11 protein-coding genes are annotated in these 16,350 nt (G+C 70.4%); 9 read left to right on the top strand and 2 right to left on the bottom strand.

Annotation, left to right across the window (positions count from 1 at the left end; genetic code table 11):
* Positions 1–37 precede the first annotated feature (37 nt).
* From tdh to VF557_19270, 6 genes are all read left to right on the top strand, one after another.
* Positions 38–1,081 carry an L-threonine 3-dehydrogenase gene (tdh, locus tag VF557_19245; GenBank protein ID HEX8082351.1) on the top strand — a complete coding sequence of 348 codons (1,044 nt, stop codon included), beginning with the start codon at positions 38–40 and terminating at the stop codon, positions 1,079–1,081.
* Between the two features lie 27 nt (positions 1,082–1,108).
* Positions 1,109–2,353, top strand: coding sequence for a glycine C-acetyltransferase (locus tag VF557_19250; protein HEX8082352.1), 1,245 nt, complete (start codon positions 1,109–1,111; stop codon positions 2,351–2,353).
* A 254-nt stretch (positions 2,354–2,607) separates the two neighbouring features.
* Entirely contained in the window at positions 2,608–4,314 is a 1,707-nt protein-coding gene (locus VF557_19255) for a hypothetical protein (protein ID HEX8082353.1), read from the top strand.
* Positions 4,311–6,107, top strand: a complete 1,797-nt coding sequence (locus VF557_19260) for a hypothetical protein (GenBank protein ID HEX8082354.1) — start codon at positions 4,311–4,313, stop codon at positions 6,105–6,107. Before VF557_19255 ends, VF557_19260 begins: the two co-directional genes overlap by 4 nt.
* On the top strand, positions 6,104–8,347 hold the full coding sequence (locus VF557_19265) for an SAM-dependent methyltransferase (protein ID HEX8082355.1): 2,244 nt from the start codon (positions 6,104–6,106) through the stop codon (positions 8,345–8,347). The genes VF557_19260 and VF557_19265 overlap by 4 nt, the downstream gene beginning before the upstream one ends.
* Complete coding sequence (locus VF557_19270; GenBank protein ID HEX8082356.1) at positions 8,344–9,066, top strand: hypothetical protein; 723 nt, start codon at positions 8,344–8,346, stop codon at positions 9,064–9,066. Before VF557_19265 ends, VF557_19270 begins: the two co-directional genes overlap by 4 nt.
* 39 nt (positions 9,067–9,105) lie before the next feature.
* On the opposite strand, the gene VF557_19275 is transcribed toward VF557_19270, so the two are convergent.
* Positions 9,106–9,480 carry a VOC family protein gene (locus VF557_19275; GenBank protein HEX8082357.1) on the bottom strand — a complete coding sequence of 125 codons (375 nt, stop codon included), beginning with the start codon at positions 9,478–9,480 and terminating at the stop codon, positions 9,106–9,108.
* Positions 9,473–12,049, bottom strand: coding sequence for an aminopeptidase N (pepN, locus tag VF557_19280; protein ID HEX8082358.1), 2,577 nt, complete (start codon positions 12,047–12,049; stop codon positions 9,473–9,475). The genes VF557_19275 and pepN overlap by 8 nt, the downstream gene beginning before the upstream one ends.
* 232 nt (positions 12,050–12,281) lie before the next feature.
* On the opposite strand from pepN, the gene VF557_19285 reads away from it, so the two are divergent.
* From VF557_19285 to VF557_19295, 3 genes are read left to right on the top strand one after another with little or no spacing between them, the layout of a single operon-like run.
* A complete protein-coding gene (locus VF557_19285) occupies positions 12,282–13,664 on the top strand; it encodes an ammonium transporter (GenBank protein HEX8082359.1) in 1,383 nt (460 codons plus the stop codon).
* Entirely contained in the window at positions 13,661–13,993 is a 333-nt protein-coding gene (locus tag VF557_19290) for a P-II family nitrogen regulator (protein HEX8082360.1), read from the top strand. The genes VF557_19285 and VF557_19290 overlap by 4 nt, the downstream gene beginning before the upstream one ends.
* Positions 13,977–16,337: a [protein-PII] uridylyltransferase gene (locus VF557_19295; protein ID HEX8082361.1), complete on the top strand. Its 2,361-nt coding sequence runs from the start codon at positions 13,977–13,979 to the stop codon at positions 16,335–16,337. Before VF557_19290 ends, VF557_19295 begins: the two co-directional genes overlap by 17 nt.
* Positions 16,338–16,350: the final 13 nt, after the last annotated feature.

The raw sequence follows: 16,350 nt of genomic DNA on the forward strand, positions 1-16,350 counted from the left end.
CGACGGATCCGAGGACACGGTGCGAGGGAGCAGTGCGGTGAAGGCGTTGTTCAAGTCGGCGGCCCAGCCTGGATTCGAGTTCGTCGAGCGGCCCGAGCCCGAGCCCGCCGCGGCCGAGGTGAAGGTGCGGGTGCTGCGGACCGGGCTGTGTGGCACCGACCTGCACATCGAGTCCTGGGACGCCTGGGCGCAGAGTGAGATCAAGACGCCGCTGATCCCCGGTCACGAGTTCTACGGCGAGGTGGTCGAGGTCGGGGCGATGGTCCGCGACGTCAAGGTCGGTGACCGGGTGTCCGGTGAGGGGCACATCGTCTGCGGCACCTGCCGCAACTGCCGGGCCGGCCGCCGACACCTGTGCATCCGGACGCTGAGCGTCGGCGTGCACCGGGACGGCGCGTTCGCCGAGTACGTCGTGATCCCGGAGAGCAACGTCTGGGTGCACCACGAGGACATCGAGCCGGACCTGGGGGCGGTCTTCGACCCGTTGGGCAACGCGGTGCACACCGCGCTCAGCTTTCCGCTGGTCGGTGAGGACGTGCTGATCACCGGAGCCGGGCCGATCGGGCTGATGGCGGCGGCGGTCGCCCGGCACGTCGGGGCCCGCTTCGTGGTGATCACCGACGTCAGCGAGCCGCGCCTGGAGCTGGCCCGCAAGCTGGGCGTGGACCTGGCGCTCAACGTGGGCTCCAGCGCCATCAGCGAGGCCCAGCAGGCGCTGGGCATGCGCGAGGGCTTCGACGTCGGCCTGGAGATGTCGGGCCACCCGGGCGCGCTGCCCGAGATGATCACCAACATGAACCACGGCGGCCGGATCGCGATGCTCGGCCTGCCCAGCCAGCCGATCATCGTGGACTGGGGCAAGGTGGTCACCCACATGATCACGGTCAAGGGGATCTACGGCCGCGAGATGTTCGAGACCTGGTACGCGATGAGCGCCATGCTGCAGTCCGGGGCCGAGCTCAAGCGGGCCGTCACCGCGGTGGTGACCGACCGCTACGCTGCCCAGGACTGGGCCGAAGGGTTCGCCCGAGCGCGTTCGGGCAGTGGGGGCAAGGTAGTCCTCGACTGGTCGACGGTGTGAGATTCCGGGTGGCGAGAAGGAGCTGACGTGTACGGCGCAATGCGGGATCGGGTGAATGCGGAGCTGGCCGAGATCACCTCAGCGGGGCTGCTGAAGAAGGAGCGGCAGATCGCTTCGCCGCAGTCCTCCAGGATCATGGCCGGTGACCGGCCGGTGCTCAACTTCTGCGCCAACAACTACCTGGGACTGGCCGATCACCCCGACGTGCTCGCCGCCGCCGGGCAGGCGCTCACCGACTGGGGCTTCGGGCTGGCCAGCGTCCGGTTCATCTGCGGCACCCAGACGCTGCACGTGGCGCTGGAGGAGCGGATGTCGCAGTTCCTGGGCACCGAGGCCACCATCCTGTACTCGTCCTGCTTCGACGCCAACGGCGGCGTCTTCGAGACGCTGTTCGGGCCCGAGGACGCGATCATCTCCGACGAGCTCAACCATGCCTCGCTGATCGACGGCATCCGGCTGTGCAAGGCCCGCCGGTTCCGTTACCGCAACCAGGACATGACCGACCTGCGCGCCCAGCTCGAGGCGGCCTCCGACGCCCGGCAGCGGATCATCGTCACCGACGGGGTGTTCTCGATGGACGGCTACCTGGCGCCGCTGGCCGAGATCTGCGACCTGGCCGAGCGCTACGACGCGCTGGTGATGGTCGATGACTCCCACGCCGTCGGCTTCATCGGCGAGGGCGGTCGCGGCACCCCGGAGCTGGCCGGGGTGATGGACCGGGTCGACATCCTGACCGGCACCTTCGGCAAGGCGCTGGGCGGCGGCTCCGGCGGGTACGTCAGCGCCCACGCCGAGATCGTGGCGTTGCTGCGGCAGCGCTCGCGGCCCTACCTGTTCTCCAACAGCGTCGCCCCGCCGATGATCGCCGGCGCGCTGGCCGCCCTGGACGTGCTGCAGTCCGATCCGGCCCCGCGCGAGGCGCTGCGCCGCAACGCCGAGCTGTTCCGGCGTCGGATGACCGAGGAGGGCTTCGACCTGCTGCCCGGCGAGCACCCGATCATCCCGGTGATGTTCGGCGACGCGGCGCTGGCGGCCCGGGTCGCCGACGCGATGCTCGAGGAGGGCGTCTACGTCATCGCTTTCAGCTACCCGGTGGTCCCGGTCGGCAGGGCGCGGATCCGGGTCCAGCTGTCGGCGGCGCACTCGGCCGAGGACGTCGAGGCCTGCGTGCGGGCCTTCGTCGCCGCCCAGGACGCGGTGCGGCGGCAGGCTGATGAGCCGAGCCCGGACGGCGGGGAGCGGGTCGTCGGCTCGGGGACTTCCGCCGGCTGAGACCTCGTTCGAACCACGCGGCTGGATAGCCGCGACCTCGGCCGACCATGTCCGCCTGCTGATGGCGGCTGCTTATCCGTAGGCCCAGCCGTCCTAGCAAAGTGGACAAAGGCGCCAAGCACTCTCAAGTGGCGACATTGGTTACTTAGGGTTATTGTCTGGATCGCTCTTAACCCCATTCATACAGTGCTCGCCGGCGATGACCGCCTCCCCCGTACCGGTCAGGCGAGCCCTCCCTCGGAATGAGTGATCCCATGACCACCGTCAACACCACCTGCAACGTGGTGAACAAGTCCAGCAAGGCCGTCGTCGTCCTGGACGCCTACCAGTCGGCCACCACCGTGCCGGCCTACTCGACCAAGACCGGTTACCAGCAGTCGCTCAAGGCCCTGTCGCTGTCCACCGGCGGGACCGTCCTGGCGGCCGGCGCCTCGGCCACCGTCACCCTGAATGACACCTATGTCTCCAACGGCCAGACCAAGCCCAGCTACATCTACCAGCTGCTGGTCTCCCAGCCGGCGGGCCTGTTTCCGGTGGCCAACGTCGGCGAGGTGATCGACTTCACCACCGAGACCTACCCCGACGTGGTGATCACCGATGCCGAGGCGGCCAACATGTCGCTGGGCTTCGCCTTCATGCAGAACATCATGGCCTACCCCGGCTCACAGCTGGCCACCGGTTTCGTCTCGGCGATGAACTCCGCGCAGGGCCAGAGCACCTCGACCTCGATGGTGCAGACCGTCGATGCCTACTTCAACTCCACCAAGAGCTACCAGGGGCTGGACTTCGCCAGCTACCTCGCGATCAGCACCCACATGCAGCAGTTCGCCTGGACCTGGGGCCTGGACGCCTCCGGCAACCCCGGCCGCACCTACTACCTCTACGCCGCCTCCGACGCCAACGGCGGCGGTTCCAGCTCGAGCAGCTCGGGTCAGGGCAGTGTCGTCCTCACGTTGCCGGCCAGCGCTCCCTCACCGGCGGATCCCACCGACGCCGACTCCGGCTACACCGTGACGCTGTCCGACGGCAGCAGCACCTCGCTCTCCTTCGCCAACGGGCAGTTCGTCGACAACCCCAACGTCGACATCCCGGGAATCTGCCTGCAGGGCAGCTACGCGCTCAAGAGCACCTTCACCCAGAAGTCCAGCGACAACGTGCTCTGGCCGGTGCTGATCGGGACGGTCAACGGCGTCAAGGTGATCGGGGTCAGCCAGGAACCGGCCGACGCCTTCACCAGCTGGCTCAAGAGCCTGCTGCCGACCAGCTTCGACGACCTGTTCAACGACTTCATGAAGATCATGGGTCTGGCGATGGCGATCGACTTCCTGAAGCAGAAGCTGTCGGGCAAGAAGGAGGCCCTCGACAACGACGAGGCCAACGAGAACGACGGCGAGGCGCCGAACGCCGACCAGGAGGCCGAGGCCGACGCCGGCGCCGAGCAGATCGGCAACGAGGCCCAGCAGAATGCCCAGGACGTCGCCGACCACATGGGCGCCGACGGCGGCCAGCCGCTGATCGAGGTGCCCCAGGAGGCCGCCATCCCGCAGGCGCAGGTCGAGGCCAACGTCGACCAGGTCCAGGCGCTGGACCAGGTGCAGGCCGACGCCTACCAGGGTTCGATCGACGAGTACCGCGGCCAGCTGGAGGAGCTCGCCGAGATCGGCACCCCGCCGGCGCTGGAGGATGCCGCCGGCCAGCTGATGGAGGCCAGCGACCAGCTGAGCGAGGCGCGGGTCAACAGCGACTTCAGCGACGTGTCGGCGAGCCTGACCGACGTCAACGCCAACATCAACCTCAGCGTGGAGCAGCTCGGCAGCGAGGTCAGCCAGCAGGTCCAGGACAACATCAAGGAGTCCCAGGCCGCGGCGGACGAGTACGAGGACTCCGCCGAGGCGATCGAGGACCAGTCCAGCCAGGTCGAGGAAGGCACCGAGGACTTCGAGCCGGAGTTCGCCGAATGAGCGCTCCGAGCTACGACTTCACGGTCGACAACAGCTACGGCCAGCCCGTCACGGTGTACCTGACCACCTGCCAGCCGGTCAGTGACCCACCCTCGACGGACTCCTCCGCCTACCTGCCGATCTACACCAGCCTGGGCGCCGTCGAGTCCGGCACCGGCAGCTTCAGCACCAGCGAGCCGATCGCCCGGGTGGTGATAGCGTGCTCCAGTGACGACTTCCCGCTGAAGCTGGCAGTGGTGGACGCGCTGAACCCGCCCACCCAGTCGGTCACGGTGGCCCAGGCCGACGAGGCCATCACCGACAGCTGCTGGACCTTCTACAAGTCCTTCGCCAGCCAGCCGTACTCACCGGTGGCGCTGCAGTTCAACGCGCTGGTGCTCGACAACACCGACCCCACCCAGCTCAACGCCCAGGTGGCCGCCTTCTTCAGCCAGAACGGCTACCCCGGCGTCGACTTCGGCACCTTCAGCATCGTGTCCTACTGGGCGACCAATTCCCTGTACGCCTTTCCGGGCAGCTACTACTGCTACCAGCCGCAGGTGGCGAACTCGCAGTTCATCCTGCCGACCGAGGTGTGCGCGATGCTGGAGATCGCCAACGGCAGCGCGACCTACACCCCGACCGGTGGCAGCGGCACCGCGCTGAACCTGTCGAACACCGCGCTGAACTCCGACGCCGGGGTGTCGCCGCAGGTCAGCTTCACCGGGGTGGTGCGTGACCTGACCCTGGAGGGCCAGCCCGGCGTCATCGTGATGTGCTACGTCGGCACGGTCGGCGGCACCCAGACGATCGCCCAGCCGTATCAGGACCCGCAGCTGCCGTGGTATGCCGTTGCCTACGACCTGGTCTACGGCTCGTTCGTGCTGGTGCAGTTCGCGATGGCGATGGACATGGCCATCACCATCCTCAAGGGCGCCGCCAACGGCCTGCAGTGGCTGGCCGACAACTCGTCCAAGCTGCTGGACAACGTGCGCTCGTGGGCCAATGACACCGGCGACGACGTGGCTCCGGACACCGAACTCGGGCCGGACGTGGACCCGATCAACGTCGATGTGGACGTCGACGTCGACATCGACGTGGATGTGGACATCGATATCGACATAGACATCGACGTCGACATCGATGTCGACATCGACGTGGACGTCGACATCCTGGTCATAGACGTGGACGTCGACATAGACATCGACGTGGACATCGACATCGACGTGGACGTGGAGGTGGACATCGACATCGATGTGGACGTCGACATCGACACCGATGTGGACGTCGAGCCGGGAATGGTCGACGGCCTGGTCAACTCGATCGGCAATTGGATCATGACCAAGGGACTGCCCGCGCTGCTGGAGATGGCGGTGATCAGCTTCGCCTTCGACACCGCCGGCAAGCTGCTGCAGGCATGGAAGGACGCCGACGCCAAGGCGATCGCCGACCTGCAGCCCAGGCAGTCCACCGGGCTCGGCCTGCTGATCAACTACATGCTCGATGACAGCAAGCCGGTCAGCGACCGGTGGAACACCTACGCCGACTACGTCCAGCAGGCCGGCGTCGACGGCACCAGCGCGCAGATGTCGGTCAGCACCATCTCGATGACCCAGAACACCACCGCCGACAACGCCGCGGCGGGCTGGAAGTGGTCCAGCAGTGACCAGCAGGCCGCGGTCGCCGCGATGGCGCCCTACACCGGTGCGCAGATGTACCAGGCCTTCCAGGCCCTGGGCGCCTACACCTACAACGGCCAGCCGTTGCCGGTGAAGGTCGGGGCGGCGGTCGCGATGCAGTACCTGAAGTCATGACGGCACTGCGCGAGACCACCGGCGGCGAACCGCTGCTGCACGAGGTGCCGCCGCAGGGCTACCCGAGCCGGCAGCAGCACACCGAGCGGTGGCTGGCGCTGGCGGCGGCCATCGCGGCCGAGGCGGACCGGATCACCGACTCACCCGCCGGGCCGGCGCAGCCGGAATCAGCCGGTGAGCTCACGGTGATCGGCTCCGGCATCGAAACCGTCGGCTTCAGCCGGGCCGACGAGCTGATCCTGGACGCCGCGGACAAGGTGTTCTACTGCGTGGCCGACCCGGCGACCGCGGTGTGGATCAAGGAGCGGCGGCCGGACGCCTACGACCTGTACGTGCTCTACGACGACGCCAAGCTGCGCCACGTCACCTACATGCAGATGACCGAGGCGATGCTGCACTTCGTCCGGCGCGGGATGCGGGTGGCGGCGATCTTCTACGGCCACCCCGGGGTTTTCGTGCTGTCCACCCACCGGGCGATCGCGATCGCCAGGCGGGAGGGGCACCGGGCGGTGATGCGGGCCGGCGTCAGCGCGCTGGACACGATGTGCGCCGACCTGGGTTTCGACCCGAGCCAGCCGGGGTTGATGACCTACGAGGCCACCGACATGATCGTGCGGCGGCGCCAGCCCGATCCGGCGCTGCACGTCGTGCTGTGGCAGGTCGGGCTGATCGGCGAGTTGGGCTACCGCCGGCAGGGCTTTCTCAACAGCGGGTTCTCGCTGCTGCTGGACCACCTGGAGGCGGTCTACGGCCCGGACCAGGTGGTGACCCACTACGTCGGTTCGCGCTATCCGGGAATCGAGCCGCTGATCGCCGGGCACACCATCGCCGAGCTGCGCGAGCCGTCGGTGCAGGCGAGCGTCACGGGCCTTTCGACCTTCTACCTGCCGCCGGTTCAGGTGGCGGCGGTCGACGAGCGGGTGCTGCGCGAGCTGGGACTGCTCAAGCCGGGTCAGCACCTCAAGCCCGCGGCCGGGCCGCTACGAGTGATCGACCGCTACGGCGCGCGAGAACGCAAGGCGTTCACCGACTTCGCGAAGTTCCGGGTGCCGCAGGGCTACCACTGGCAGTCCGACACCGCGGCGGCCAGGTTCGTGCTGGCGCTGCGCGACGATCCGGAGCTGCGGGTGCGCTACCAGGACGACCCGGTGGCCACGGTGCGGGGGTGGCAGGGCGGGACGCTCACCCCGCGGGACCAGGCGCTGCTGTCCAGCCGGGACGGCGGCCAGGTGCAACTGGCCGCCAAGGGCACCCGCAGCCGCACCGCGCCGGGCACGGCCCGGATGCTGCGCAGCCTGCTGGCCAGCAACTCGACCAGCCGTGACCTGGCGGTCGCCGTCAACAGGGCGGCCGAGGGCGAGCGGGCCGGCGTGCTGCGGGACTGGGCCGCCCGGCGCGGCTTCCAGATCGACCCGGCCACCCTCGGCGAGGACCTGGACCGGACCCTACGGACCACCCTGGCTCCGTGGAGTGGGCTGTACCTGGAGCCGGAGCGGAAATGGAGCGTCTTCGTGCTGGCCCGGCCCGGCAAGCCGGAACGGGATCGGGTCTATCTCAACGGCCGGGTGCTGGCCGGCGCCAGCTACTCGGCCGGGGCGATCCGGTGGAGCGATGAGACCGGCAACGGCTACCTGCAGACCGACCTGACCGCGCGCGGCGGCCGGCGGCTGGTCGGCGCCAGCTGGCCGGCCGGAGAGAGCGCGGCAAGCGGTCATCGGGTCGAGTTCAGCGCGCACCCGCTGCCGCGGCCGGCGCGGGGTGGTACGGCGCCCGGTGAGCTGAGCGGGGACTACCTGCTGCGGCTGGCCACCGAGCGCGGGCCTCAGCTGATGCGTCTCGAGGTCGGCGCCGAGCTGCGGGTGGCGGGGCAGGTCCCGGCATCGGCGCACGCCAGTGGCAGCAGCCTGCGCTGGGCCGGCGGTCCCGCCGGACTGGTCGAGGGGGAGTGCCGGGCGGTGCTGGACCCGATCACCGGCCGGTCGATGCTGTTCGGCAGCGGCCGGGCCTGCGCCGGGGGCCGCCCGGTGACGCTGACCGGCATGGCGCCGATCAGCGCGGCCGACCAGCTGCTGCTGGCCACCGAGCCCGGGCTCGGGCTGCCGGACTGGGCCTGGGAGCACCTGCTGGAACTGACCTGCCGGGCCAGCCAGAGCGGCGGGCTGTTCGTCTACAACGCCTGGCAGACGGCGGTGCTCAACCTGCGGATGCTGCGCTACGTCGTGCGGGCGGCCGGCAGGTGAGCACGCCGGTGGCCGATGACCGAGCTGACCGAGCGGACCGCCGGCCGGACGAGCCGAGGCCGGTGGCCAGCAGGGTGCGGCTGGGCTATGACACCGAGCGGTTCCCGTTCGCCATGCTGCTGCGGCGCGACGTGTTCCAGGTCCGGGCGCTGGACAGGCTGCATTCGGACGTGCTGGCCGCGCGCGAGGCGCGCGGCCAGCGGGCGGTGCTGCGGACCCGGGACAACCTGGCGGCCCGTGAGCTGGTGCAGCGGCTGCCCGACAGCTCGCCGTTCTTCCAGCTCTACCACGAGTTCATGCGGCTGGTGCTGGCTCCGGTGGCGGGCCGGTCGCTGTCGTACTCCAACCGTCCCAAGGTGCGGGTGCACTTTCCCGGCACCGCCAGCGTCAGCTCGTTCCACGCCGACGTCCCGGTGACCAAGCGGGTCGACCAGCTCAACTTCTGGCTGCCCGTCACCGACGTGCGGGGGACGGCAGCGCTGCAGCTGGAGAGCGACTACGGGGCACAGGACTACGCGCCGGTGCCCCTGCGCTACGGGCAGGCGCTGATCTTCGACGGCGGCTACCTCGGCCACGGATCGGTGCTCAACAGCAGCGAGGTGACCCGGATCAGCTTCGACATGCGGTTCGGCTACCGGGGCGCCACCACCCGGGCGGAGGGGGTCGACCTGATGAATCGCATAGTGCGCCGGCTGGATCGGCTGGCGGCCCGGTCCTGAGGATAGGCCTGGCTCGTTGAGGGTCGGTCCCGGCCGTCGCTACGGGCCGGCGACGACGCCGAGGTCCTGGTAGACCCCGAGCGGGTTGCCCCACGGGTCGGTCAGGTTGGCGAAGGCGACCAGGCCCGGCAGCACCTTGACGTCGCTGGGCTCGAAGCCCTTGGCGCGCAGCACGTTGACCGAGGCCTCGATGTCTTCGACCTGCAACCGCAGCCGGAATGAGGACGGGTTGATGTCGGTGCGGCCGGTGGACAACTGCAGCCAGGCGCCGGGTGAGATCTCCCACTCGTAGAAGTCGGGGTCCGGGCCCAGATCCGGATCGCGGCCGATCAGCGCGCAGTAAAAGGCCAGTGCCTCGTCCCGATCACCGACGTGCACGGCGACGGTCAGGCCGCGGACGTTCATCTCACTCATGAGCAGACCCTAGCTGGCGCGTTTCGCCCGCCGGTCTCAGACCCCGCCATAACGCCGCAGCGACAGCACCGCCCGGCGCAGCGTGTCGGTGCGGTCGACGAAGGCCCGCCGGACCGCCGGATCCAGCTCCCGGCCGTCGGCCAGGGCCGCCTCGGCCAGTTCCAGGACCCGCGGTGAGGCGGCGGCCACCGGGAACGCGTTGAAGACCACCCGGCCCAGCGCCCAGCCCTGCCGGTGCGTGGCGGTGGCCGGCATCTCGGTGAAGAACCGGGGCAGGTAACCGGCGGTCAGCTCCGTCTGGCCGGGCTCGAAGAAACCCTCGGCGCTGGCGTACAGCTCGTAGGCCGGGCGCTGGCTGGGCTCGGTGAGCAGCGCCCAGGTCGCCTGCTTGGCGGCCGGGTCCGGCCGCATCGCCCGGGCCCGGGCCGCGTGCAGCACCCCGGCGGCGCTCTCGTCCCGGGCCAGCTCGGCGTCGATGTCGGCTGCCGAGAGCTCGCCCAGGGCAGCCAGCCGGGTGACCAGCGCCCACCTCAGCTCGGCGTCGATCACCAGCCCGGCCGGCAGCCGCTCGTCGGCCCACCAGGCGCGCAGCCAGTCGGCGTCGTCGCTGGCGGATGCCGGCCCGGGCGGCCTCCAGCTGGGCGTCGCTGCCGGCCTCGGCGCCGGCCAGCAGGCGGTGGGTCAGGGCGGCCACCTGCGCCCGGCGGCCCGGCCGGTCCGCGGGCCTGGCGTAGTTGCCGGCCAGCTCGTCGGTGGCGAACTGCAGCAGCTCGGCGGTCACCAGCTCCACCGGCTCCTCGGCCAGCGCCGCCAGCACCATGTCCAGGGCCTGCGCCGGGTCGAGTTCGGCGTTGCGGACGGCGTCGCGGATGGCGTTGTAGAGCACCACCCTGGTCGGCGCCGCGGCGATCCGGGGCAGCAGCTCGGCGACCGGCTGCCAGCCGGCCGAGCCGAACCGGATCTTGGCCCAGCTGTCGTCGGCGCTGTCGGCCACCACCAGCCGCAGCGGCTCGACGTCGGGTGGGCCGACCCGGACGGCGTCGGAGTCCAGGGTGACCTGCTCGTCCAGCCTGGGCCGGGCCTGGGCGTCGTAGCCGGTCACCCGGATGGTGTGCGGGCGTCGGGCGGTGTCGGGCGAGATGCGGCTGAGCCACACCTCGCGGGCCGCGACGGTGGCGCCGGCCGGGGCGGTGATGCTGGCGGGACGCTGCTCGCCGGTCAGGGTGTCCAGCCCGCTGGTCCGCAACCAGCGCTGGGCCCAGCTGTCCAGGTCGAGGGCGCCGGCCTCGGTCCAGGCTGCCATCAGGTCGGCGAACTCGGCGTTGCCGAACTGGTGCCGCTCGAAGTGCCGGCGCAGGCCCGCGAAGAAGACCTCGTCGCCGAAATGGGCGGCCAGCTGCTTGAGAGCCGAGGCTCCCTTGGCGTAGGAGATGCCGTCGAAGTCGGACAGCGCCCCGGCGGCGTCGGAGGAGCCGTTGCCGGCCACCGGGTGATTCGACGGCGACTGGTCAGCGACCCGGCCCCAGTCCTTGCGGTGCAGGCCGAACTCCAGCCAGGCCAGCGCGGCCAGCCCGCCCTGCTCGCCGGCCAGGTCCGCGCACACCCGGTAGCCCATGTACTCGGCGAAGGACTCGTTGAGCCAGAGGTCGTCCCACCAGCGCATGGTGACCAGGTCACCGAACCACATGTGCGCCATCTCGTGGGTGATGGTCGAGGCCCGGTCACAGCGCTGGCCCCTGGTCGCGGCGCTGCGGAAGATGTACTGATCGCGCAGGGTGACGCAACCCGGGTTCTCCATGGCGCCGGCGTTGAAGTCGGGCACGAAGGCCTGGTGATACTCCCCGAACGGATACCGGATGCCGAACAGCTCGTGGAAGCGGTCCAGCGCCGCGGTGGTGACCCCCAGGATGTCGGCGGCCTCGGCCCGCAGGTGCGGGGCCAGCGACGCGCGGGCGTGCAGTCCCAGGGCGATGCCGTCGTGCTCGGCGGTGATCGAGGCGTAGGGCCCGGCCACCACGGTGACGAAGTAGGTGGCCAGCGGCCGGGTGCTGGCCAGGCGCCAATGACCCGGTGCTGACCGGGTCGCCGCGCCGTTGCCGATCACGGTCCACTCCGGTGGGCAGTGCACCTCGATGTCGAAGGGAGCCTTGAGGTCGGGCTGGTCGAAGCAGCCGAACCAGCGCGGCGCGGCGTCCAAAAAGGACATCGCGTACAGGTAGGTCCGACCGTCGGCCGGATCGACGTGGCGGTGCATGCCTTCGCCGTCGCTGGAGTAGGCCATCCGGGCCTGCACTCGCAGCACGTTCTCGGCCCGCAGCCCGGTCAGCGGCAGCCGGCCGTCGACGAGTCCGGCCGGGTCGAGCGGTTCGTCGTTGAGCGTCACCGACCGCACTTCGACCGCCCGCAGGTCGAGGAAGGTGCTGGCCCCGGGTTCGGCCGCCGAGAACTCGATGGTGGTGTCGGAGCCGAAATCCGGACCGTCGCCGGTCAGATCCAGGGTGATCCGGTACTTGCGGACAGTGAGAAGCGCGGCGCGCTCGACGGCTTCGACACGGGTCAGGCTGGGCATGGCCTCGAAGCTACCCGGGAACGCGAGCGCGCTTACCCAAAGTGACTGCAGGTTGTGTAAATGAGAAAGTGAAGATGCATGCATTTCGGTGGAAAGATCACCGGAATCGGCGGCGATCAAGTCGTTCACGTCACTGAAACATGCTCGCGTCCTCGGCCGTAACAGGCCCGGCTGATTCTCGTTCCAGCGCGCTGTCCTGCTCGCACCCACCCGAGAAGAAGCGGAGACCTTAGTGTCACAAGCCGTCCTCGCCGCCACCAGTTACGTGCCGTTCGACCTCGAGAACCTCAGCGGGGGCGACACGGCGTGGGTACTGGCCTCGGCATCCCTCGTCCTGCTCATGACCCCGGCGCTGGCGTTCTTCTACGGCGGCATGGTCCGCGCCAAGCACACCCTTGCCATGCTGATGCAGAACTTCGCCGCGATGGCGATCGTCAGCGTCACCTGGGTTGTCATCGGTTTCACCCTGGCCTTCGGCGGCACCGGTCGTTACATCGGTGACCTGCACTTTCTGTTCATGCGCAACATCACCGACGTGGTGCCGGCCCTGGGCGAGGCCCAGACCATGCCGACCATGGTCTTCGTCGCCTTCCAGCTGACGTTCGCGATCATCACCCCGGCCCTGATCACCGGCGCCACGGCCGACCGCTGGAAGTTCGGCGCCTTCGTCGCCTTCGTCTCGGCCTGGTCGATCCTGATCTATGCCCCGGTCGCGCACTGGGTCTTCAACGGCTACGGCTTTCTCAACCAGTCCATGCAGTCAGCGGGCAAGTTCTTCGCCCAGGACTTCGCCGGCGGCACGGTGGTGCACATCAACGCCGGCGCGGCCGGCCTGGCCGTGGCCTTGGTGCTGGGCAAGCGCCGCGGCTGGCCCCGGGAGAACATGCGCGGTCACAACATCCCGTTCGTGATGCTCGGCGCCGGCCTGCTGTGGTTCGGCTGGTTCGGCTTCAACGCGGGCTCCGCGCTGGCAGCCAACGGCCTAGCCGGCATGGCCTGGGTCAACACCAACACCGCCGCCGCGACCGCGATGCTGGGCTGGTTGATCGTGGAGAAACTGCGCTACGGCAAGCCAACCGCCCTGGGCGCGGCCTCCGGCGTAGTGGCCGGGCTGGTGGCGATCACGCCGTGCGCCGGTTTCGTCAGCGTCAGCGGCGCGCTGATCATCGGCCTGCTCGCCGGCGCCGGTTGCGCCTTCGCGATCAGCCTGAAGAACCGGCTCGGCTACGACGACTCGCTCGACGTCGTCGGCGTGCACTTCGTCGGCGGCTGGATCGGCACCCTGGCGCTCGGCTTCCTCTCCACCGACGTCACCAACCCGCTGGCCAACAACGGCATCCTCTACGGCGGCGGCGGCCAGTACGGCGGCTGGAACCTGCTGCTGCACCAGGCCGAGGCGGCTGGCGTGGTCACGGTGTTCTCCTTCGTGGGCACCTACATCATCGTCAAGGTCATCGGCCTGGTGATGCGCAACCGGGTCACCGAAGAGGAAGAGATCGCCGGTCTGGACCAGTCCGTGCACGGTGAGACCGCCTATGACTTCGGTACGCTGACCGGCTCCGGCGGCGGGCACTTCGCCCCGTCGGCGCTTACCAAAGAGAGGGTGCAGGCATGAAGCTGGTGACCGCGATCATCAAGCCCTTCAAGTTGGAAGAGGTCAAGCTCGCCCTGGAGAACCTGGGCATCCAGGGCCTGACCGTCAGCGAGGTCTCCGGCTTCGGCCGCCAGCGCGGGCACACCGAGGTCTACCGGGGCGCGGAGTACACCGTCGACCTGGTGCCCAAGGTGCGGGTCGAGGTGCTGGTGCACGACGCCGACAAGGTGGTCCAGGCGATGGTGGAGGCCGCCCGGACCGGCAAGATCGGCGACGGCAAGGTCTGGGTGACCGAGGTCGAGACCGTGGTGCGGGTGCGCACCGGCGAACGGGATGACGACGCCCTCTGAGCGCTCCGCCGAAGCGGTGCGGTCCATCAGGTCTGACCGGGCGCGGTTGCTGGCCCGGACCGACCTGGTGGGGTCGGAGCTGCGAGCCGGCCTGACCGCGATGTTCGACTCGTGGCTGGCCGGGCTGCTGCCCCCGGCGCCCGGGGTCGCGTTGCTGGCGGTCGGCGGCCTGGGACGCCGGGAACCCACCCCGTACGGCGATCTGGACCTGGTGCTGCTGCACGACGGCAAGGCTCTGGGCGCCGCGGAGACGGCCTCGGTCGCGGACTCGCTGTGGTACCCGATCTGGGACGCCGGGATGGGCCTGGACCACTCGGTGCGGACCCCGCAGCAGGCGCTCGCGGTAGCCGCCGAGGACCTCAAGGCACTGCTGGGAATGCTCGACGCCCGGCATATCGCCGGTGACCCGGCGCTGACCGGGCTGGTCCGCGAGCAGGCGATCAGCCGGTGGCGGCGCGGGGCGCAGGAGAAGGCGCCGCAGTTGCGAGAGCTGGCCCGCGGCCGGTGGAACAGTCGCGGGGACGCCTCCTTCCTGCTGGAGCCCGATCTCAAGGACTGCCAGGGCGGGTTGCGCGATTGGGTGGGACTGCGCGCGCTCGCCTCGGCCCAACTGCTGGACCTGACGCCGGCCGTGCAGCAGGCCGCCACGGTGCTGCTGGACGTGCGCGGCGAGCTGCACCGGCTGGCCGGCCGGCCGGCCGACGTGCTGCGGGCCCAGGACCGCGAGTCGGTGGCCCGGGCGCTGGGCCTGCCCGGGCCGGACGAGGTGTTGCGGGCGGTGCACGAGGCGGCCCGGACGCTGGCCTACGCCACCGACGCGGCCTGGCGCCGGGTGGCTGGCGCCGAGCGCCCGGCGCCCAGGTCGTTGCTGAGCCGGTTGCGCCCGGCGGTTGCGACCGGCCGGAGTCCTGGCGCGGCGGCCGCCCGGGTGCCGCTGGCCAAGGACGTGGTGGCCCAGGCCGGCGAGGTGGTGCTGGCCCGCGACGCCGACCCGTGGGCCGATCCGGTGCTGACCCTGCGGGTGGCCCGGGCGGCAGCGTCCGCGGACCTGCCGATCTCGGCCTACGCCCTGAGCCGGCTGGTCACCGAGGGCGCCCCGCTGCCCGAGCCGTGGCCGGCCGCGGCCCGCGAGGAGTTCGTCGCGCTGCTGGGAGCCGGCGCCCGGGCAGTGCCGGCGTTGGAGGCGCTGGACCAGCACGGCCTGCTGAGCCGGTTGCTGCCGGAGTGGGAACAGGTCCGGTTCAAGGCCCAGCACAACCCGGTGCACCTGTTCACCGTCGACCGGCACCTGATCGAGACGGCCGTCCGGGCCGGGGCGCTGGCATCCGAGGTGGCCCGTCCGGACCTGCTGCTGGTGGGCGCGCTGCTGCACGACATCGGCAAGGGCTACCCGGGGGACCACTCGGTGACCGGCGCGGCGCTGGCCGGGCGGATGGCGAGCAGGATGGGTTTCTCGGCCGCGGACGCCGCCACCGTGGCGAGCCTGGCCCGGCACCACCTGCTGCTGCCCGACACCGCCACCCGGCGCGATCTGGAGGACCCCTCGACCGTGGCGCTGGTGGTGTCGGCGATCGACGGCTCGGCCGAGCTGCTGGAACTGCTGCACCACCTGACGATCGCCGACGCCGCGGCCACCGGGCCGGCGGCCTGGAGTGACTGGAAGGCCTCGCTGGTCAGCCAGCTGGTCCACCGCGTCGCCGGGGTGCTCGGCGGCGACCGGCTGCCGGCTGCGCGACCACCGTCCGAGGCGGTGCTGCGGCTGGCCCGCGGCGGCGGGATCGAGGTGGTGATCGAGGGCGCTGACGTGCTGATGGCCGCGCCGGATGCCACCGGGCTGCTGTCCAGCGCGTCCGGGCTGCTGGCGCTGCACTCCCTGGACGTGCAGGCCGCCGACGTGCGCACGGTGGGCACGATGGCGGTCAACCGGTTCACGGTCTCGCCCCGGTTCGGTGAGCTGCCCGACCCGGCGCTGCTCAACGCCGACCTGCGCCGGATCCTGGCCGGCACGCTCGCGCTGGATGAGCGGTTGCGCGCCAAGGAACGGTCCTACCGGCTTTCCGGGGACTCCGGGCAACTGGCTCAGCCGCCCCGGCTGCTGTGGTTCGACGACGAGGCCACCGACGCCACCGTGCTGGAGGTCCGGACCCGCGATGGGATCGGCCTGCTGCACCGGCTGACCGCCGCGTTGGAGAGTGCCGGGGCCGACATCCGCTCGGCGCGCATCTCATCGCTGGGGGCGCACGTGGTCGACGCCTTCTACCTCACCGACGCCGACGGCAAGCCGCTGTCCGAGGCGCACCGGGAGCGGGTCGAACTTGGGCTGGTCCGGGCGTTGGCCGGCTGATCGGGTTAATTCT

Source organism: Jatrophihabitans sp., from assembly GCA_036389035.1.
In the GTDB taxonomy this organism is placed as follows: domain Bacteria; phylum Actinomycetota; class Actinomycetes; order Mycobacteriales; family Jatrophihabitantaceae; genus Jatrophihabitans_A.